This is a genomic window from Pseudomonas sihuiensis, from assembly GCF_900106015.1.
GTDB lineage: Bacteria > Pseudomonadota > Gammaproteobacteria > Pseudomonadales > Pseudomonadaceae > Aquipseudomonas > Aquipseudomonas sihuiensis.
The window spans coordinates 2314589-2332911 of record NZ_LT629797.1 but is presented as its reverse complement, the minus strand read 5'-3'; the positions used below and the strand labels follow the sequence as shown (position 1 = coordinate 2332911).

At 61.9% G+C, this 18323-nt stretch carries 16 protein-coding genes; 6 read left to right on the top strand and 10 right to left on the bottom strand.

The features are described from left to right. Nucleotides 1-107 precede the first annotated feature (107 nt). The 3 genes from BLT86_RS10995 to BLT86_RS10985 all read right to left on the bottom strand — a co-directional run bounded on the left by BLT86_RS10995 (nt 108) and on the right by BLT86_RS10985 (nt 4845). Nucleotides 108-821 (bottom strand): trypsin-like peptidase domain-containing protein, encoded by a 714-nt coding sequence (locus tag BLT86_RS10995; RefSeq protein ID WP_092376655.1) that lies wholly within the window; start codon nt 819-821, stop codon nt 108-110. Nucleotides 822-1017: 196 nt separating this feature from the next. Next, nucleotides 1018-3501 carry a glycerol-3-phosphate 1-O-acyltransferase PlsB gene (plsB, locus tag BLT86_RS10990; protein ID WP_092376652.1) on the bottom strand — a complete coding sequence of 828 codons (2484 nt, stop codon included), beginning with the start codon at nt 3499-3501 and terminating at the stop codon, nt 1018-1020. A gap of 501 nt (nt 3502-4002) precedes the next feature. Then, a complete protein-coding gene (locus BLT86_RS10985; RefSeq protein WP_092376649.1) occupies nt 4003-4845 on the bottom strand; it encodes an EamA family transporter in 843 nt (280 codons plus the stop codon). A 289-nt stretch (nt 4846-5134) separates the two neighbouring features. Between BLT86_RS10985 and BLT86_RS10980 the strand changes: the two genes are divergently transcribed. After that, complete coding sequence (locus BLT86_RS10980) at nt 5135-7021, top strand: sensor domain-containing diguanylate cyclase (protein WP_092376646.1); 1887 nt, start codon at nt 5135-5137, stop codon at nt 7019-7021. Between the two features lie 50 nt (nt 7022-7071). Here BLT86_RS10980 and BLT86_RS10975 read toward each other — a convergent pair whose 3' ends face one another. From BLT86_RS10975 to BLT86_RS10945, 7 genes are all read right to left on the bottom strand, one after another. After that, nucleotides 7072-7506 (bottom strand): hypothetical protein, encoded by a 435-nt coding sequence (locus BLT86_RS10975; RefSeq protein ID WP_231976593.1) that lies wholly within the window; start codon nt 7504-7506, stop codon nt 7072-7074. Then, nucleotides 7499-7891, bottom strand: a complete 393-nt coding sequence (locus BLT86_RS10970; RefSeq protein ID WP_092376643.1) for a hypothetical protein — start codon at nt 7889-7891, stop codon at nt 7499-7501. Before BLT86_RS10970 ends, BLT86_RS10975 begins: the two co-directional genes overlap by 8 nt. 58 nt (nt 7892-7949) lie before the next feature. Continuing rightward, the gene (locus tag BLT86_RS10965; RefSeq protein ID WP_092376640.1) at nt 7950-8180 is read right to left on the bottom strand and encodes a DUF6429 family protein; all 231 of its coding nucleotides are present in this window, start codon (nt 8178-8180) and stop codon (nt 7950-7952) included. A 303-nt stretch (nt 8181-8483) separates the two neighbouring features. Beyond that, nucleotides 8484-9755, bottom strand: coding sequence for an IS4-like element ISPa1635 family transposase (locus BLT86_RS10960; protein WP_157719675.1), 1272 nt, complete (start codon nt 9753-9755; stop codon nt 8484-8486). 178 nt (nt 9756-9933) lie between these two features. Next, on the bottom strand, nt 9934-10335 hold the full coding sequence (locus BLT86_RS25770) for a hypothetical protein (protein WP_157719674.1): 402 nt from the start codon (nt 10333-10335) through the stop codon (nt 9934-9936). Nucleotides 10336-10871: 536 nt separating this feature from the next. Then, on the bottom strand, nt 10872-11276 hold the full coding sequence (locus BLT86_RS10950; protein WP_092376631.1) for a DUF4345 domain-containing protein: 405 nt from the start codon (nt 11274-11276) through the stop codon (nt 10872-10874). Then, nucleotides 11273-12238 (bottom strand): sterol desaturase family protein, encoded by a 966-nt coding sequence (locus tag BLT86_RS10945; protein WP_092376627.1) that lies wholly within the window; start codon nt 12236-12238, stop codon nt 11273-11275. The genes BLT86_RS10950 and BLT86_RS10945 overlap by 4 nt, the downstream gene beginning before the upstream one ends. Nucleotides 12239-12449: 211 nt before the next feature. Between BLT86_RS10945 and BLT86_RS10940 the strand changes: the two genes are divergently transcribed. The 5 genes from BLT86_RS10940 to BLT86_RS10920 all read left to right on the top strand — a co-directional run bounded on the left by BLT86_RS10940 (nt 12450) and on the right by BLT86_RS10920 (nt 18229). Further along, nucleotides 12450-13370, top strand: coding sequence for an AraC family transcriptional regulator (locus BLT86_RS10940; RefSeq protein ID WP_167377321.1), 921 nt, complete (start codon nt 12450-12452; stop codon nt 13368-13370). A gap of 236 nt (nt 13371-13606) precedes the next feature. Beyond that, entirely contained in the window at nt 13607-14572 is a 966-nt protein-coding gene (locus BLT86_RS10935) for an integron integrase (RefSeq protein ID WP_092376621.1), read from the top strand. Nucleotides 14573-14738: 166 nt separating this feature from the next. Beyond that, nucleotides 14739-15662 (top strand): ABC transporter ATP-binding protein, encoded by a 924-nt coding sequence (locus BLT86_RS10930; RefSeq protein ID WP_092376618.1) that lies wholly within the window; start codon nt 14739-14741, stop codon nt 15660-15662. Then, the gene (locus BLT86_RS10925) at nt 15659-16390 is read left to right on the top strand and encodes an ABC transporter permease subunit (RefSeq protein ID WP_012019199.1); all 732 of its coding nucleotides are present in this window, start codon (nt 15659-15661) and stop codon (nt 16388-16390) included. Before BLT86_RS10930 ends, BLT86_RS10925 begins: the two co-directional genes overlap by 4 nt. A 12-nt stretch (nt 16391-16402) precedes the next feature. Further along, complete coding sequence (locus BLT86_RS10920; protein WP_092376615.1) at nt 16403-18229, top strand: GldG family protein; 1827 nt, start codon at nt 16403-16405, stop codon at nt 18227-18229. Nucleotides 18230-18323: the final 94 nt, after the last annotated feature.

The following is an 18323-nucleotide window of genomic DNA, read 5'->3' as shown; positions in this document are numbered from 1 at the left end:
CTCATTGATTATCGCCCGCAAGCGGGCTCCTACGGGGCGTGGTTTGTTCTGTAGGAGCCGGCTTGCCGGCGAGCCTGGCAGTCATCTCTGGCGATGACGCCGGGCGATTATTCGGTCAGCGTCATCAGAATATCGGCATACCAGGTGCAGTTCAGACCCAGGGCCTCGTCCTGATCCTCATCGCGATTGCCCAACAGGCGCGTGGAATGGATGCCGAGCAGATGCCAGGGTAGCTCGCCATCGACGCTGGCGCGTTTGACCACTGGCGCGCCGCTCAGGCCGCGATGGGTGCGCCCGTCGGTGAGGAAGTAGCCCAGCCCGTGGAAACGCAAACCAAAGGACGAAGCCAGCCCGGCATGGCGTGCCACTGGCATGCGGTGCAGGGTGTCCTGAAAACCCAGCGGGAAGCCCACCACCAGCAGCGTCGAGCCGATTTCCACATGCTCGTCTGCTTGCAGCAGGTGCTGTGGGGTGAAGGCCTGGTAAGCGCCGTTGTCGGGAAGGGCGGACTGATCCAGTTCGGTCACCGCCACGTCGATCTCGCCCGCGCCATCCATGCCCTGACGCCACAGGTGCTGGTCGCCGTCGTACAGCGGGATGGAAAAGCTGACGGTGCTGGCCAGGTTGTCTGCGTCGGTATGCAGCTCGATCTGCAGGCTATCCGGCTGATGGCCGCTCGGCTGGTCGAGCATCACGTGACGGCTGGTGACGAGGAACAGCCGTTGATCCCGGCGGAAGAAGAAACCGCTGGCGTTGGTCAGTACCTGCCCAGTCGCCAGCGTGGTGATGCGTGCAGCGCTCAACATCAGGGAATCGATCATGGCCAGGGCCTCCTGCCGGTATGTGGTCTATCACTGACTGCCAAACCCATGACAGGTTCGTCTGTTTGTTCTGAGCCTCCGCCATAGTGGATGTAACACGTGACATCCATCCGAGGCAGTAGCGGGGCGGTAGGGTGCGCTGTGCGCACCGGTGGCTACGGTGATTCGAAGGTGCGCACAGCGCACCCTACACACATCACGGTGCGGCCGGCTCGTCCTCATTGCGATCCAGCGCCACCTGACGAATCGACAGGCGAATCTCCGCCGGCAACACGCGCTTGGCGGCGCCTTCCGCCAGTTCGCTGAGCAGCGGATGATGGCTGAGCTTGCCGGCTTCGTCCTGGCGCAGCACGCCCTGGTCCAGCAGGCTCTGGATGAAGTGACGGAACAGGCTCTTGTCGAAGAACTCCGGCGCATTCAGACCATGCAGGATCGACAGGCGCTGGGCCATGACCGTGCACAGGTCTTCCAGCTCCTCGGCGCTGATCGCGTTCTGCCCGGCGTTGAGCAGCAGGGCGATGGCCATGTAGAAGCGCTGCAGGGTCTGCGCCACCGAACGCGACAGCAAGGTCAGCAGCACGAACTGGCGTGAGCTGGGCGCCGGGCGCACGTACACGTCGCCCTCGACCTTGAGCAGGCCCTGCTCGACGAAGGCCGCCAGCCACTGGTCCACCACCTCGTCCAGCTGTTCGATCTCCCAGCGGATGAACAGCTCGGCCTGCAGGTAGGGATACAGCGCCTTGGTGAAGCGCAGGATCTGTTCGCGGCTGATCCGCGCGCTGCTCTGGAAGAAGCTCGCCAGCAGCGCCGGCAGGGCGAAGATGTGCAGCACGTTGTTGCGGTAGTAGGTCATCAGGACGGCGTTCTGCTCGTCCAGATAGAGAATCTTGCCCAGCGCGTCCTTCTGCTCGGCCAGCAGGTCCATGCCCTTGACGTGCTCGATCAGCGCCGCGCCGTCGCCGTCCGGCAGGGTGGTGTGTGGCGAGTAGGGCACCGCGCGCAGCAGCGCCAGATACAGGTCGAGCACGCGCGCCAGAGCGCGGTCGTCCAGGGCCAGCTTGCTGGTGGACAGCAGCGCCAATGCCACCAAGTTGACCGGGTTGATCGAGGCTGCCTCGTTGAGGTGGCGCGCCACGCGCTCGCCCAGGCGGTTGGTGGTGTCGTTGAGCCAGGCCGGGCGGTACTGCGGGCCCAGCTCCTGCTGGCGCCAGCCGGGTTGCTGCTGGTCGAGGAATTCGGCCAGCTTGATCGGCTCGCCGAAGTTCACCGAGACCTGACCGAAGCGCTGCTTGAGCGCGCCGAGCACCTTGAACAGGTCGAAGATCGACTCCTTTTTCTTGCTCGCGCCGCGCAGTTCGCCCAGGTAGGTGCGGCCTTCCAGCACGCGCTCGTAACCGATGTACACCGGCACGAAGACGATGGGCAGGCGGTGGCTGCGCAGGAAGCTGCGCAGGGTGATGGCCAGCATGCCAGTCTTCGGCTGCAGCATGCGCCCGGTGCGCGAGCGGCCGCCCTCGACGAAGTACTCCACCGGGAAACCCTTGCTGAACAGGGTGTGCAGGTATTCGTTGAATACCGCGGTGTACAGCGGGTTGCCCTTGAAGGTGCGGCGCATGAAGAAGGCGCCGCCACGGCGCAGCAGGCCGCCGATCACCGGCATGTTGAGGTTGATGCCGGCAGCGATGTGCGGCGGCGTCAGGCCGTTGCGGAACAGCAGGTAGGACAGCAGCAGGTAGTCGATGTGGCTGCGGTGGCAGGGCACGTAGATCACCTCGTGGCCCTGGGCGATGTCGCGCACGCCTTCGACGTTGTGCACCTTGATGCCGTCGTAGATCTTGTTCCAGAACCAGGAAAGCACCAGCTCGAGGAAGCGGATCACCGTGTAGGTGTAGTCCGAGGCGATCTCGTTGCCGTAGCGCAGCGCCTGGGCTTCGGCTTTCTCCAGGCTGATCTTCTCGCGCTCGGCTTCCTCGGCAATCGCCTGACGCACCAGCGGGTCGTGCACCAGGCCTTTGACTAGGTTGCGCCGGTGCGACACGTCCGGGCCGATCACCGCCGCCTTCTGGTTGCGGAAGTGCACGCGCAGGATGCGATGCACCATGCGCAGGGTGCGCTCCTGGCCCTTGTCCTGCTCGACCAGCTCGCGCAGGTGAATCGGTGTGGAGAACTGCACGCGGGTCTTGCGCCCGAGAATCAGGATGCTCACCAGCCGGCGCAGGCGCCCGGTCACGGCCCAGCTGTCGGCGAACAGGAGCTTCCAGGCGCTGGTCTCGCGGTCCGGCGACTGGCCCCAGAACACGCTGACCGGCACGATCTGCGCATCGTCCACCGCGTGGCGGGAGAGGGCGGCGATCACCCGATCCAGGGTCGGCGAAATGCCGCGCTTGTCCTGGCGGCCGAACCAGTCCGGCTCCGGCGTCAGGTAGAAGAAGGCCGCCGGCTCGACATGTTCCCCCACCGCCACCGGCAGCACCGGGCGCGGCAGGCCGGCCTTGGTGCACTCGCGGTCGACCACCGCCAGGTCGCTCACCGACGGCTGCTGCAGCACGTAGAACACCGGCTTGCTGCGGTCGAGCTTGAGGGTGAAGGCGGACTGGTTGATGGTTTCCGAGCGTACCCAGAGGTACAGCAGGCGGCGCAACGATCCGAAGACGAGGCGGCGGAAGGGGGAACGGGTCATACGGACTCTGCTTGTGTGGCAAAACGAGCGGTGGCTCGGGAAGGGCGCTAGTGTGCCGCAAGCCCGCCTGGCCGGCAAAAAACTTCCGGGAGAAGTTTTTGACGTCGCTCCGCGACGGCCCTTGAGGTGGCCGCCATGGATGGCAGGACACAAAAAACTCTCGCGTCCAGGCCGTCAGCCCGGCCAGCATGCAGGCAGCGTATGACGAAAAAACGGTCGACTACTCAGCACCCGTTGATCAACAGAACCGTAAAGCGGGTCTCGGGTTCCCGGTCAGAATGCCGAGTCAGACCGACCCGATGGTGCGGATCGCCTCCTGATCTGCTGGTTGCGTTGGTGTACCGGGTAGGAGCGAGCTCTGCTCGCGAAGCTTTTGCGCTCGGGGATTCGCGAGCAGAGCTCGCTCCTACAAATGTCCTTATAGGGGGGCGCAGCGTCGTAGGGTGGGCTTCAGCCCACCAAGTTGTGATTTCGCAATCCACTTGCTGCAACGCGAACCCCTCACGCCAATTTCATCACTACCACACCAGCCGCAATCACCGCGCACGCCAGCAGGCGAATCGGCCGCAATCTCTCCTTGAGCAACACCACCCCCAGCAGCACGGCGAACACCACGCTGGTCTCGCGCAGGGCCGAAACCAATGCCACCGGCGCCTGGGTCATGGCCCAGATAACGATGGTGTAGGCCGCCATCGACATCGCCCCGCCGGCCAGCCCGCCACGCCAATGCGGGCCCAGCTGCAGGAAGGCGCGCGGCCCACGGCTGATGGCCAATACCGCCGCCATCACCACGCCGTTAACGGTGAACAGCCACAGCGAATAACTCAGCGCATCGCCATTGCTGCGCGCGCCCATGGCATCGCTGAGGGTGTAGCCGGCGATGAACAGTGCCGTCATCAACGCACAGCCCAGCATTGCCCCCTGTGGCGCCTTGTGCTGCCCACCGCGCAGCGCCATCAGCCAGATGCCCAGCACCAGAACCAGCAAACCCAGCAACTGCAGGGCACCGAGCCCGTCATGCAACAGCAGCAGCGACAGCAAGGCGACCATCAGCGGCGAGCTGCCCCGCGCAATCGGGTAGACCTGGCCCAGGTCGCCGTACTGGTAGGCGCGGGCGAGGAAGAAGTTGTAGCCGATATGCAGCAGCGCCGACAGCGCGATCCACGGCCAGGCCGAGGCTTGTGGCAGCGCCACCAGCGGCAGGGCGCAAAGTGCTACCAGGCCGGCACCGATCTGGATCAGCGTGGCGGTGAGGAAGCGATCCAGACCAATCTTGAGCAGAGCGTTCCAGCCGGCATGCAGGGCAGCGGCGGCGATGACGGCGAGAAAGACCGTGGTTTCCAAGGCGGGCCTCGAAGGCAGGCGGTTATCGAAGAAATTGAGCAGGAGCCGTGCGGATGCCGCTCGGCTCGACGTGATGTGGCTGAGGCGCCGTGTCGGTCGTCAGTCTGCCGCAAGCTCGATTTTCGGGCAAAACCCGTTACCGCATGATGGCAGCACAGTGGCGCAACAGTGCCTATGATTCAACGCAAGGCGATGGATCACGCCCCGCGACGCTGAACCAAAGGGCATCAGACCCTTGCCCTCGACAACTAGAAACAGCCCGCCCGTGAATGGCTTGGAGAACAAGGCGATGACCCCGCCCAGCACGCCGATCGACGCGCATGACGCCGTCGCTCGACGCCCTCGAATCGCAACACCCTTGAACCTGCTGATCGTTCTGGCGAGCGTATTCGTTGCCGTTGTCTGGCTGATCACCCTGCAACGCATCGCCTTCGAACGTGAGCAGGCGTTGGCTGCGGAAATGGAAGCCAACTCCAGTCTGGCCATCGCTTTCGAGCAGCAGGTGTTCCGCGCGCTGAAGGCGGCCGAGCAGGTGGCGGCTTTCGTGCGCGAGCAGTATCGCCGGCAGGGCAAGGCCATCGACCTGCGCCGCTGGGTCGAGGAGGGCGTGATCCGCGAGGAGATGTTCACCATCGTCAGCGTGGTGGACGAGCAGGGCGATATCGTCAGCAGTAGCCAGAACACCGGCCCGGTCAACTACGCCGACCGTGAGTTCTTCACGGCGCAGCGCGATGCCCGTATCGATCACCTGTTCATCAATCAGCCGGTACTCGGGCGGGTTTCCGGGCGTTGGCTGATCCCCATGTCGCTGCGTATCGAGCGCGATGACGGCAGCTTCGCCGGCGTCGTGGTGATGGCCGTGCGTCCAGAGGACGTCACGCGTTTCTTCCAGCAGGTCGATCTGGGCCCGCAGGGGCTGTTGGAGCTCGCCGGCCTCGACGGCGTGATACGTGCGCGCAAGATCGGCGCACGCAGCGAATTTGGCCTGGGTGCCGAGTCGCTGGCCTGGTTCCAGCGGCAAAAGCTGCATGACGTTGATGATTTCCACGACAGTGGCGAGGGGCTCGATGGCGTCGCCCGTATCGTCAGTTACCGCACCATGAGCGGTTATCCCCTGATGATTACCGTGGCCACCGGCTACGACGAGGAGATGGCGACGACCTTGCAGCGGCGCTCCACCTACCTGATGGCCGCAGTCGGCGTCACCCTGGTGGTCATGCTGTTCGTTGGCCTGCTGGCGCTGATGCTGGTTCGCCAACGTGCGGCCACCGATGCCCTGCAAGGCAGCGAAGCGCTGTTTCGCGCCACCTTTCACCAGGCGGCCATGGGTATCGCCCATATCAGCCCCGAGGGTCGGATACTGCGGGTCAACGAGAAGTTCGCACGCATGCTGGGGCGCCCGGCCGAGGCGCTGCAAGGCGCCAACATTTTCGACCTGAGCGACACTGAAGTAGCTGCCGCAGCCCGCAGCTTTCTGAGCGAGCAACTGGTCAGCGAGGCACGTGCGCTTTCCCCGGAAATCGAGAAAACCTATCGGCGTGAGAATGGCTCGCTGATCTGGGTCTGCGAGGCCTCGAGCGTCGTGCGCAATCGCCAGGGTCACCCGGAGTTCCTGGTGCTGGTCACGCAGGACATCACCGAGCGCAAGCACCTGGAAGCGCGCCTTTGTCATGACGCCGAGCATGACGCCCTCACCGGGTTGGCCAACCGCGTCAGGTTCCACCAGCGACTCGACCAGGCGCTGGAGTCCGTGCGCGACCAGCAGCAGCTGTGCGCCGTGCTCTATATCGACCTGGATGGATTCAAGGAAATCAACGACCGCCACGGTCATACGGCTGGCGATAGCCTGCTGCAGATGGCCGCCAGGCGGCTGGAAGGTTGTGTGCGCAGCACCGACACGGTCGCACGTTTCGGCGGTGATGAGTTCGGCATCGTCCTCGGCAATCTGCACGGCAGTCAGGAGTGCGAGACGGTAGCGCTCAAGGTGCTGGATGTACTGGCCAAGCCATTCGATCTGGACGGCAGCATGGTGCGGATATCGGCGAGCGTGGGCGCCGCTCTGTTTCCGCTGCACGCCGAAGACGGCCAGGACCTGCTGAAACGTGCGGACCAGGCCATGTACGCGGCCAAGCACGCGGGCAAGAACCGTTTTCACAGCGCTGACGGACAGGGCTGATGATGGCCTGAGCGGCCATCGCCGGATCTTCGCCTGAATACCTGTGACGGCTACCGGGCCGCGACAGGCTGAGTCGAAACGCCCTGTTCGCCAGCCACCAGCAGCTGCCTGCGCCATTTCCACTCCAGCATGCCCAGGCCTCCCACGAACGCAGCCTCGCCGAGCACATGGCAAAGCCCCGGTAGCGTCATGAGCGGGGCAAAGGTCGCAGCGATGCCAAGGCATGCCAGCGCCCAGAGTCCGTTGGCCACTGCCAGCAGCTTGATCAGCGCTTCGGCGCGCCGCACACGAATCGCCAGCGAAAAGGAAAAGCAGGCATAGGCGATATTGACCGCGCCGATGAAGCTCAGCAGCTCGCCGGGCAGGGCATACCAGCCGCTCAACCAGGGGGCCAGCAACAGGACCACAACGCCCGCGCTCGCAGCGGCCATGCAGTCCAGCCAGAGGACATGCCTGATCATTCCCATGAGGTTCGCCTCAAGCACTGCGCCGCTTTTGCACGGCCAGCAGAAACAGCAGGGTAAAGATGATCACCAGCAGATCCAGGGCGATGGCGGGCGCGGCCTTGCTCAGATAATCCTGGCCATGGGTTAGCAGCAGCGACACGAAGATGGCCTTGCTCAGCGCGGCAATGATGGCGCAGAGAACCCGATGCTTCGGGCTCAGCGCACCATAGATCAGCAGTACGCCCATCAACCCGACCAGCGCCGACCAACTGCGAACGACCAAGGATTGCAACTGCCCATCGAAGGATGCGCCGAACATCGACTGTAGCGCCTCCTGCGGGGCGAACAGGCCGTAGAACATGGTTGCCGTGAGAACGCCGGATAGCAGCATCAGCCATCTGAAATTGCGTGCAATGAAGTCCATCGATGTTTACGTCCTTGTTGGGATGAGCGGGGGCGAGTCCATATACACTTGCTAGAGGTTAATCCTGTACGGAGAAGTGCTTTTTAGCCAGTTCTTTAGCTAGCTGCAAACCTTCCTCTGTTAAGTAAACTGACTCTGATTTGCCTTTGGGGTCGCTGATATAGCCTTTTTTAAATAGCTCATCCATAACGCTGAATTCTATCCGTTTCCAAGCCCTGCCGTTCTCAAACTCAAACACTCCAAACAGTGCTAGAACAACTTCCGAAATTTTTTGATTATCGTATTTCATGGTTGTTGGCCTCGATATGTATGAGTGGCTTCTAAGGTTTGGTTAAGGGGCGGGGTTTAGCACAATGTCATCAACCTAAGCTGCAGCCCTGCCCAAGGCAAGCCCCCCGAAGCAGCCAGCCGCCATGGCCGTCGGGCGATGACCAGGCCTCTGCCGCTCAATCAGGCGGTCTAACTGGGCTGGCGGTGATGTGATCATCGTCTGTTCCGGCTGTCTAGGCGAGATTTCTCGTTCTCCGGACGAGCCTATGCCGACCGCTTGTGGCCAGCTTTTTTTGCACGGAGGTTGGGCGGTGGTGTTTCTTCAGCGCGTCGGTTTGTAGCCCTCACAACCTCGGCTGGCTGCGCGTTTGCGTTGGCGCGCAAAGCTACGGCCTGAGCGTACGGCACTGAGGCTTTTAGCCATCAAGGCCAGCACATTGCTCAGCCCCTGAGCACAGTGCCGCACCAGCAGCTCGACCAGGGTATTTTTGAGCCGTGACACGCCTTGGGTGAAGTTGACTTTCCATCGCAGCTTGCGACCTTTGTGGCGCTGTTCGATGACCGGCTGTAGCAGGTGCTGCATCAACAGCGCCAGGTTCTTCAACAGTTGAGCGGCATGAAAGTCCTGCTTTACAGCGGTCACGCTGCGGCCGCTGAAGTTGTCCAGCGTCAGGGTTTGTTTGAGGCGACGGAAGTCGGTTTCGATGCCCCAGCGGCGGTGGTAAAGCTCGGCAAACACCTCAGCGGGAAAGGCTTCTCGATCCAGCAGCGAGGTCAGCAATACCTCGCTTTCGCCGTTGGCCAACTCGACCCGGATCAGTCTCAGCTCGATCTGGCTGGCAGGATCAACGCCAGCCTCGGAGCAGAACAGACGTGCTTCAGGATGGTTGGCCACGAAAAGCTGTGTGTCTTCAACTTGGCCAGAGTGTAGAAACGCTTTGACCTGGGCGTTATAGCCACAGGGCAGGCGCATCAGAAAGTGCCGCTGTTGCTGCGCGAACAGCGCGAATAACCAGTGCCCAGGGTAACCACGGTCAAACAGCGTCAGGCTGTCAGCCGGCAGGTGCTCAAGGTGCAGATGGGCACAGTCGCGCTCGCCGACGGTCAGGGGCACGATCAGGCTATGCAAGGTTTGACCGTCAGCGACTTCGTAGAGTGTGGACAAGCGAGCCATGGGAAAGCCAGAGTGACTGCCAAAGAAGGTCGCCATGGTCGACTCCAGGGGTAAATGCACGGTCGAGCCATCCACCGCGAGCACTCTCAGCCCAAGCCACTTCTGGCGCAGCCCGAAGCAGTCAATTTGTTGCTGCAGGAGGCGATTGAGACTTTCAAATACCTCGGGGTTGAGCTTTTTGCGCGCTTTGCAGAAGGCCTGCGCAGTGACCATTTGCGTCTCAGTCGACGCCTGATTGAGTACGCGATAGAACTGATCGAGTTCGGTTTGCAGGGCCGTGCGCGGCTGATTGAGCAGGAACAGGACGAGGTTCTTGAAGGTGAGCTGGCGTCGGCGGGTAAAGTCTTGAGGATTCTGGCGGTGGGCGGCGATGAAGGCGGGACAATCGAGCGGGCTGGTTATTTTTTGTACAACTTTCAAACCAGGGTTTGGCTGGCGGTGTCAAGCGATGCGGTATAGGTAGTCAAAAGGGCTTCTCCCATGCACTGATTTGAGCGCTAATTATATGATATTTATGGATAATTCCCAAAGTTGATGACATTGGGCTTTAGCCCGTCCCAGTGAGCGAAGCGAGCGGTTTGAACCATTTGTTAGGCGCTTATTGCAGGGAAGCACAGACACGCTTGCAAACCTCAATAATTCTCTCATGAGTAGAACGGTTAATTTCAACCTGGCCTGCTGAATACTGTGAGTCAGAGATCGGCCCTGTTATGGCTGGCTTTTCCGAGAAAGAAAAATTGGATAGATGACTACTTAGTTCACTGGCGCGAACTAGCCAATATGATTTTGGAAACGAAATTACTGGCGGCGGCCCCAAACGAAACGCAAAAATATCTAGCATTTCACTATCAGCCCCTTGTAGTTGAAATAGCAATGTTTCAGTGTTTGATTTGCCCAGTGGGCGAAGGTCACTGGATTCGAGGACTTCAAAAATTTCTCGGTATCTCTGCCCGCCCAAGCCGCGGACAAATTTGTCTACCATTTTCTTAGTTTCAGTCACGATTCCTCCTTGCGCCTAACGTTTGGTTAAGGGGCGGGCTTTAGCCCGTCCCAGCGAGCGAAGCGAGCGATTTGAACCATTTGTTAGAACTGGCCCGCCGGACACTGTAGTCGTGGCAACGCGGTTCTGAAAAGCAGAAACCAGCGGTATTGGATGTTGCCCGCATGGATTTTGGATCTGACCGCTGCACTTGGGTGCGGCGCCGACTTTCACGGGCATCATCGGTAATGGATTTGTGCCGCATGGATTCTGGAGCGGGGCGCTGAGCATTAAGGCTGCGCTGCTTTTCATTGGCCGCGATGGCGTTGGTATGCCGGGCAGAATAGTTGCTGACCAAAGACCCTGAGAATGGCTGCTGCTCAACGTTACTTCCATGTGTACTCCGATTATTCGCCCCGGCGCATCTAACGCCTGAGTTGAGGGGCTTTTGCGAAGCAGGCGCAGCCTGTGTAGCAAAAGTCCCTCTCCAACGATTTGTTGGGCAGCAACGCGCCCCAGCACACTGCGTTTCACTATGCCAGGCGCCGACCTTTGTCTCACGCATTACCGCCAGCAAGGCGCAAGCGGACGCCGTGCTGCAGGAAGGCCGCCGCGATGAGGGCCAGGCTTTCAAACACCAGTAGCTGGTTGGCCAGCGTGTTGGGTTGCCCATCCAGCAGCAGGCTGGAGACTCGCCCGGCCACCAGGCCGCCGAGAAAGGCGGCACAAAACCACAGTGCATGGCGCGTCAGGCCGGAGATCAGCGCACCCGCCAGCATCATGCAGCCGAAGCTGAAATGCATGCCGCCGTAGATGGAGCGGATCTCGTTGGATGCCGTCACGGTCCGGGGCGAAAGATCCAGGGCGGCCATGGCCGCCCCCGGATCCAGCGTCGTGTTGATGCCGATGAACATGAACGCGACGGCGTTGAGGATCAGAAAAACCTTGGCCGCGGTTTTCATCGAACCATCACTTCATCATGCCGTTCGACGGTCCAGGTATGGATGGGCTGGTGGCCCTCGCGTTGCCAGGCCGGCGGCTTCCAGAAGTGCTTCAGCCGCTCACCGATCGGCCCGGGCGCCATCGCGTCGCGAAACATGTCAACGAACTCGTGCGTGTTCAACACCCACCAGTTGTGGCTCTTGATCTGCCGCGGGGTGCCGTATTCCACTTTTTCCTGCTCGGGCTCGTAGCTGCCGAACAAGTGGTCATACAGCATGATCACGCCGCCGTAGTTCTTGTCGATGTACTGCGCGTTGCGCCCGTGGTGCACGCGGTGGTTGGAGGGCGTGTTGATCCACCATTCGACCCAGGGGTGCAACCTGGGCACCGATTCGGTGTGCACGAACCACTGGAAGGCGAGGTTGGCGCCGAGCAGGCCGAGCATCAGCTCCGGGGTGAAGCCCGCCAGGACGGCCGGCACATAGAACATCCAGGTGCCGACGATGCCGTTCAGGATGCTCTGCCGCGCGGCGGTCGACATGTTCATGATCTCGCCGGTGTGGTGCGAGACGTGCTGGGTCCAGAACCAGCGCACGCGATGGGCGGTGCGGTGATACCAGTAGTAGCACAGCTCCTGGACGAAGAAGGCCAGGATGATGGTGCCGACGTTGATCGGGATGGTATAGAAACGGTGGTCCCAGACCACCGTGAACAGGGCGGCAACGAACAGCAGGTTCATCAGGCCGCCGGATACGTAGTAGCCCACGCCGAGCGAGAAATTCGCCAGCACCTCGCGCGTCCAGAATGGCTGCCCCTGCCCGGTGTTCCAGCTGCCAGTTTTGCGGCGGAAATACAGCCATTCGAACAGGAATGCACTGCCGAAGACGGGGATCATCGGGATCAGAATCATCTCGTTCATGGTGGGCGGGCGACCGAACAGGGCCGTCATGGCTGCTACGACCGGCTGAAATACTGTTTCCATAAGGGTTTCCTCGTACCTGTTACCACTTGCTTCAGAGGTGGGATGGCGAGGATTTTGTGCTTTTGACTGGTTATGGTCTTGACAGTCGCCTACTATTTTTTGACATGGCGTGCCAAGAGTTTCGGCAATGAGTCACAGCGTTCTGGTTTTCGCGAGGATCGCCCACATCCTGACCCGCTTCATGGAGGCGGAGGGTGTTGCCTGCGCGCCGTTGCAGTACAAGCTGAATGCGGCGACCCGGGCCGAGCGCATCCCCATCGAGCAGTGGTGGGAACTGCTGGAGCAACTGGCCGAGACCAGCGGCGATCCCCTGGTCGGCCTGCGCGTCGGTCGTCACGCCAGGTTGCAGGACGCTGGCGTGCTCGGCTATCTGGCGGCCTCCTGCGCGACGCTGGGTGAGGCCTTGCAGCGCATGCAGCATTATCAGGCCCTGCTGCAGAATCTGTCCTTTGTCTGGCTGCGCGCGGACGGCCCCCATCTGCATCTGGGCTGGGCCGGCGATAAAGGCCCCTCGACCGATGCGTCGAATGATGTGCTGGTGTCCGGCATGCTGACCGTGCTGGATACCCTGGTATCACCACACCGGGTTCGGCCGGTGCAGATCGAATTCCCCAGGCCGGCGACCGCAAACCGGACAATCCACGAGCGAGCACTGGGCTGCCGGGTGCATTTTGGCGGTGACACCCTGGCCATTACCATCCGGCTTGCGGATCTGGGCTTGCCGATCAACAGCCAGGACGCGCATTTGCGTCAGCTGCTGGATCAGCAGGCAGCCGCGATGCTGGAAAGCCTGGCCCACCCCGATGCGTTCCTGATCGAATTCCAGCGCGCCATGATGCGGGGGCTGGAGGAGGGCGCGCTGAGCATGCAGTGGCTGTCGCGGCAGCAGCAAACACCGGTTCGTTCGCTGTACCGCGCCCTGCGGCAACGTGACAGAACCTACAAGGGCATGCTGGATGAGCTGCGCCAGCAACTGGCCAAACAGTACCTGGCCGACCCGGCCTTGTCGCTGAGCGAGATTGCGCTGATGCTTGGCTATTCGGAACAAAGCGCGTTCAGCCGCGCCTTCCGGGGCTGGTACGGGGAGACGCCGCTGCGCTACCGAAAGAAGCCGACGGGCGGAAAGTGCTGAAAGCGCCCACCTGTTTGAGTTACCGCATCAGCTGGTCAGTCGCGATTGCCGTTGCGCCGCAGCCAATTTGGTGACGTGAACTTTCACCATCGTGACGCCCAACTATTAATTAGACGACATTCATGTCGCGTTTCCACGAGACAGCTGTCGCATAATCTTCCTTGTCGTCTTGCAAGTCCTTGTCTAGCTTGAAGGTTGTCGCGGCAAGCGCGACAGCACCCAGGGAGAAACGCGACATGGATGACGGCAAGCCCAAGCTGCTGGATCAACTGCGCCAGCAAATTCGAGTCAGAAACTATTCCATCCGTACCGAAGCTGTCTATGCCGAATGGGTAAAGCGCTACATCCGCTTTCACCACTATCGGCATCCGGCAGAGATGGGCGCGGCGGAGATCGAGGCTTTTCTGACCCATCTTGCGGTTAAGCGCGACGTGTCTGCCTCGACACAGAACCAGGCTTTGGCCGCTCTGCTATTCCTCTACAAGGAAGTGCTCAAGCTGGATTTGCCTTGGTTGCAGGGGGTCGTACGGGCGAAGAAACCCAAGCATTTGCCGGTGGTGCTTACCCGTAGTGAGGTCGATGCCCTGTTGGCCCAACTGCAGGGCGATAGCTGGATCGTTGCGAATCTGCTCTATGGTGCTGGATTGCGATTGCTTGAGGCGCTTCGGCTACGAGTCAAGGATGTCGACTTTACCCGGCGAGAAATCATCGTGCGTGATGGTAAGGGCCAGAAAGATCGGGTAACCATGCTGCCAATGCGTGTCGTCGAGCCGTTACGGCAACATTTGAACAAGGTGCAGCGCCTGCATCAGGGCGATCTGGCCGAAGGCTTTGGCGAAGCTAATTTGCCGTTCGCGCTGGCGCGCAAGTATCCGAATGCGGCGAAGGAGTGGGGATGGCAGTTCGTTTTCCCGTCTGGCAATCGCTCTCAGGATCCACGCGGGTACGGCATTTATCGCCATCACCTGCATGAGAAAACCATCCAGAGGGCGGTGCGTGAGGCGGCGCGGCGTGCTGGCTTGATCAAGCATGCGACGCCACATTCGTTGCGTCATTCCTTTGCCACGCATCTTCTGGAAGCAGGCCAGGATATTCGCACCGTGCAAGAGTTGCTCGGTCATGCGGACATCAGAACCACGCAGATCTACACCCATGTGCTCAACCGAGGTGGCCTGGCGGTGTTGAGCCCTCTGGATCGCTGAGCACATATTCCATTTACCACTTGTTGCGGCCTGCTGACTGAACTTTTCAGTTTTGCTACGGTCTTGCCCACGTCCGGGCCGGTGGTTTTTCGTGCCCGGCGTTCTTGCGGCCTGCGCTCTCGCGATGGTTTCGCTGAGCGCAGGCCATTCGCGACGGTGAGAGGCCATGATCGATATAAGAAACCTGACCAAGCGTTTTGCGCAGCACACGGCAGTCGATGACTTGTCGTTCCAGGTCCAGCCAGGGGAAGTGCTGGGCTTTCTCGGCCCCAACGGGGCCGGCAAATCCACCACCATGAAGATGCTCACCGGCTTTCTCGCGCCGACCTCCGGCACGGCGAGCATCCTCGGTTGCGATATCCAGACCCAGACCCTCGAAGCCCAGCGGCAGATCGGTTATCTGCCGGAAGGCGCGCCTTGCTATGGCGATATGACGGTGCGCGGTTTTCTCGACTTTATTGCCGAGGTGCGCGGTTTTCGCGGTGCCGAGAAGACGCTGCGCGTGCAGCGCGCGGTGGAGCAGGTGGAGCTGGAAAAGGTGCTGGAGCAGAGCATCGAGACGCTGTCCAAGGGCTTCAAGCGCCGCGTCGGCCTGGCCCAGGCGATCCTGCATGACCCGCGCGTGCTGATCCTCGACGAGCCCACCGATGGCCTCGACCCGAACCAGAAGCACCAGGTGCGCCAGCTCATTCAGGGCCTGGCGCGCGACAAGATCGTGATCATTTCCACCCACATCCTCGAAGAGGTCACGGCGCTGTGCACCCGCGCGGTGGTGATCGCCCAGGGCCGCTTGCTGGCCGATGGCACGCCGCTGGAGCTGGAAAGCCGCTCGCGCTATCACCAGGCGGTGACGCTGGTGGCCGATGAGGCACTGGATCAGGCAGCTCTTGCGGCGCTGCCGGGTGTCGCCGGTGTCGAGGAAAACGCCCGCGAACACAGCCTGAGCGTGCTGGCGCAGCCGGGCGAGGTGATCTTCCCGCAGGTCAATGCGCTGATTGCCGAACGCGGCTGGAAGGTCAAGGAACTCAACGTGGAACGCGGCCGCCTGGATGAAGTGTTCCGCACGCTGACCCGGGGAGAGCAGCCATGACCCAGTTGCCCGTGATCTTCAAGCGCGAGCTGGCGAGCTATTTCGCCACGCCGCTGGCCTATGTGTTCATCGTCATCTTCCTGGTGCTGTCCGGGGTGTTCACCTTCTACCTGGGCGGCTTCTTCGAGGGCGGCCAGGCCAATCTTTCCGCCTTCTTCAACTTCCACCCCTGGCTCTATCTGTTCCTAGTGCCGGCCATTGCCATGCGCCTGTGGGCGGAGGAGCGCAAGTCCGGCTCCATCGAGCTCTTGATGACCCTGCCGATCACCCGCTTCGAGGCGGTCACCGGCAAGTTCCTGGCGGCCTGGGTGTTCGCCGGCATCGCGCTGCTGCTGACCTTCCCGATGGTCATCACGGTCAACTACCTGGGCGAGCCGGACAACGGCGCCATCGTCACCGGCTATATCGGTAGCTGGCTGCTGGCCGGCGCGTATCTGGCCATCGGCTCGTGCATGTCGGCGCTGAGCAAGAATCAGGTGATCGCCTTCATCCTGGCGGTCAGCGCCTGCTTCCTGTTCATCGTCAGCGGCTTTCCCATGGTGCTCGACGCCTTCGCCTGGGCGCCGCAGTGGCTGGTGGACGCCATCGCCTCGCTGAGCTTCCTGGTGCGCTTCGATGCCATCAGCAAGGGCGTGATCGATCTGCGCGACCTGCTGTATTTCCTCTCGCTGATCGCCGCCTGGCTGACCGCCACCGCCGTGGTCATCGATCTGAAGAAAGCTGACTGAAGGAACGCGCCCATGAAAAAGCTGATCTATTCCGGCGCCGGGCTGCTGCTGATCGCGGTGGCCTTTCTCGCCTTCAACCTGCTGGCCGGCCTGGGCCTGGGCGGTGCCCGCCTGGACCTGACCGAGCAGAAGCTCTACACCATCTCCGATGGCACCAAGCAGATCCTTGGCGAGCTGGACGAGCCGATCAACCTGTACTTCTTCTACTCGGACAAGGTGGCCAAGGACCTGCCGGCGCTGCGCACCTACGCGCAGCGTGTGGAGGAGATGCTCAAGGCCTATCAGCGTCAGGCCGGCGGCAAGATCCGCCTGCACGTCATCGACCCCGAGCCGTTCTCCGAGGACGAGGACAAGGCTGCCGAATTCGGCCTGCAGGGCATCCCGCTGCAGCAGGGCGGCGACTCGATCTACTTCGGCCTGGCCGGCACCAACGGCCTGGATGACACCCAGGTGATCCCGTTCTTCGCTCTGGATCAGGAGGAGCATCTGGAATACGAGCTGAGCCGCCTGGTGCAGACCCTGGCCAAGCCGGAACTGCCGGTGGTTGGCGTGCTCTCCGGGCTGCCGATGACCGGCGGCTTCGACATGATGGCGCGGCAGCCGACGCCGCCGTGGATGGTGCTGGAGCAGGTGCGCCAGTTGTTTCAGATCGAGCAGCTCAAGGCCGATGTCGATCAGATTCCCGAGAACGTCTCGATGCTCTGGCTGGTGCATCCGAAGAACCTGCCCGAGCAGACCCTGTACGCCATCGACCAGTTCGTGCTGCGCGGCGGCAAGCTGATGGTATTCGTCGACCCTTACGCCGAGGCTGATACCGGCGATATGCCGGGTGAGATGGCGGTGGACAAGGCGTCCGATATCGAGCCTCTGTTCAAGGCCTGGGGCTTGCGCATGGTGCCGGACAAGGTGCTTGGCGATGGCTCCTACGCCATGTCGGTCAACCGTGGTCAGGGCCAGCGTCCGGTGCGTCACGCTGCCTGGCTGAGCCTGCCGCGCAAGGCGCTGGATCAGACCGATATCGCCACGGCTGGGCTGGAGAGCGTCACCGTTGCCACGGCTGGCATTCTCGAACCGGTGGAGGGGGCGAAGACGCGCTTTACCCCGCTGATGCAGAGTTCCGAATACGCCATGCCCTTCGACGCCCAGCGTTTCGCCATGCTCAGCAACCCCGAGGAGCTGATCCGCGAACTGGAGCCGACCGGCGAGCGCTACACCATCGCCGCGCGCATCGATGGCCCGGCGCAGAGCGCCTTCCCCGATGGCATCGAAGGACGCAAGGACGGCCTCAAGCAGGCGGACACCATCAACGTCATCGCCGTGGCCGATACCGACATTCTCAGCGACCGCATGTGGGTGCAGGTGCAGGACTTCTTCGGCCAGCGCATGCCGCAGCCCTGGGCGGACAACGGCAGCTTCACCATCAACGCGCTGGACAACCTGACCGGCTCCGAGGCGCTGATCAGCGTGCGTTCGCGTGGCCGTTTCAGTCGGCCGTTCGTGGTGGTCGAGGAGCTGCAGCGCGCCGCCGAACAGCGTTTCCGTGACAAGGAGCAGGCACTGCAGGCACGCCTGGCCGAAACCGAGCAGCAACTGGCGGCGCTACAGCAAAGCGACGATCCAAACCCGGAGCTCACGCCTGAGCAGCAGGGCGCGTTGCAGCGCTTCATCCAGCAGAAGCTGGAGATTCGCAAGGAGCTGCGCGAGGTGCGCTACCAGCTCAATGCCGATATCGAGGCGCTGGGCCGCACGCTGAAGATCATTAATATCGCCCTGGTGCCGGCGCTGCTGACCCTGGGCGTGTTGGCGTTGTGGCTGTGGCGGCGCCGTCGTCGCGCGTGAGGGTTATCGCTTGTAGGAGGGGCTTTAGCCGCGACCGTCGCCGCGAACCAAGCGCAGGGTGGATCACGCTTTACCGATCCACCGCTGCGGTGGA

Coding starts and splice junctions, on each gene's coding strand:
- BLT86_RS10995 (WP_092376655.1), bottom strand. CDS start 821: ATGATCGATTCCCTGATGTTGAGCGCTGCACGCATCACCACGCTGGCG.
- plsB (WP_092376652.1), bottom strand. CDS start 3,501: ATGACCCGTTCCCCCTTCCGCCGCCTCGTCTTCGGATCGTTGCGCCGC.
- BLT86_RS10980 (WP_092376646.1), top strand. CDS start 5,135: ATGACCCCGCCCAGCACGCCGATCGACGCGCATGACGCCGTCGCTCGA.
- BLT86_RS10970 (WP_092376643.1), bottom strand. CDS start 7,891: ATGGACTTCATTGCACGCAATTTCAGATGGCTGATGCTGCTATCCGGC.
- BLT86_RS10965 (WP_092376640.1), bottom strand. CDS start 8,180: ATGAAATACGATAATCAAAAAATTTCGGAAGTTGTTCTAGCACTGTTT.
- BLT86_RS10950 (WP_092376631.1), bottom strand. CDS start 11,276: ATGAAAACCGCGGCCAAGGTTTTTCTGATCCTCAACGCCGTCGCGTTC.
- BLT86_RS10945 (WP_092376627.1), bottom strand. CDS start 12,238: ATGGAAACAGTATTTCAGCCGGTCGTAGCAGCCATGACGGCCCTGTTC.
- BLT86_RS10935 (WP_092376621.1), top strand. CDS start 13,607: ATGGATGACGGCAAGCCCAAGCTGCTGGATCAACTGCGCCAGCAAATT.
- BLT86_RS10930 (WP_092376618.1), top strand. CDS start 14,739: ATGATCGATATAAGAAACCTGACCAAGCGTTTTGCGCAGCACACGGCA.
- BLT86_RS10925 (WP_012019199.1), top strand. CDS start 15,659: ATGACCCAGTTGCCCGTGATCTTCAAGCGCGAGCTGGCGAGCTATTTC.
- BLT86_RS10920 (WP_092376615.1), top strand. CDS start 16,403: ATGAAAAAGCTGATCTATTCCGGCGCCGGGCTGCTGCTGATCGCGGTG.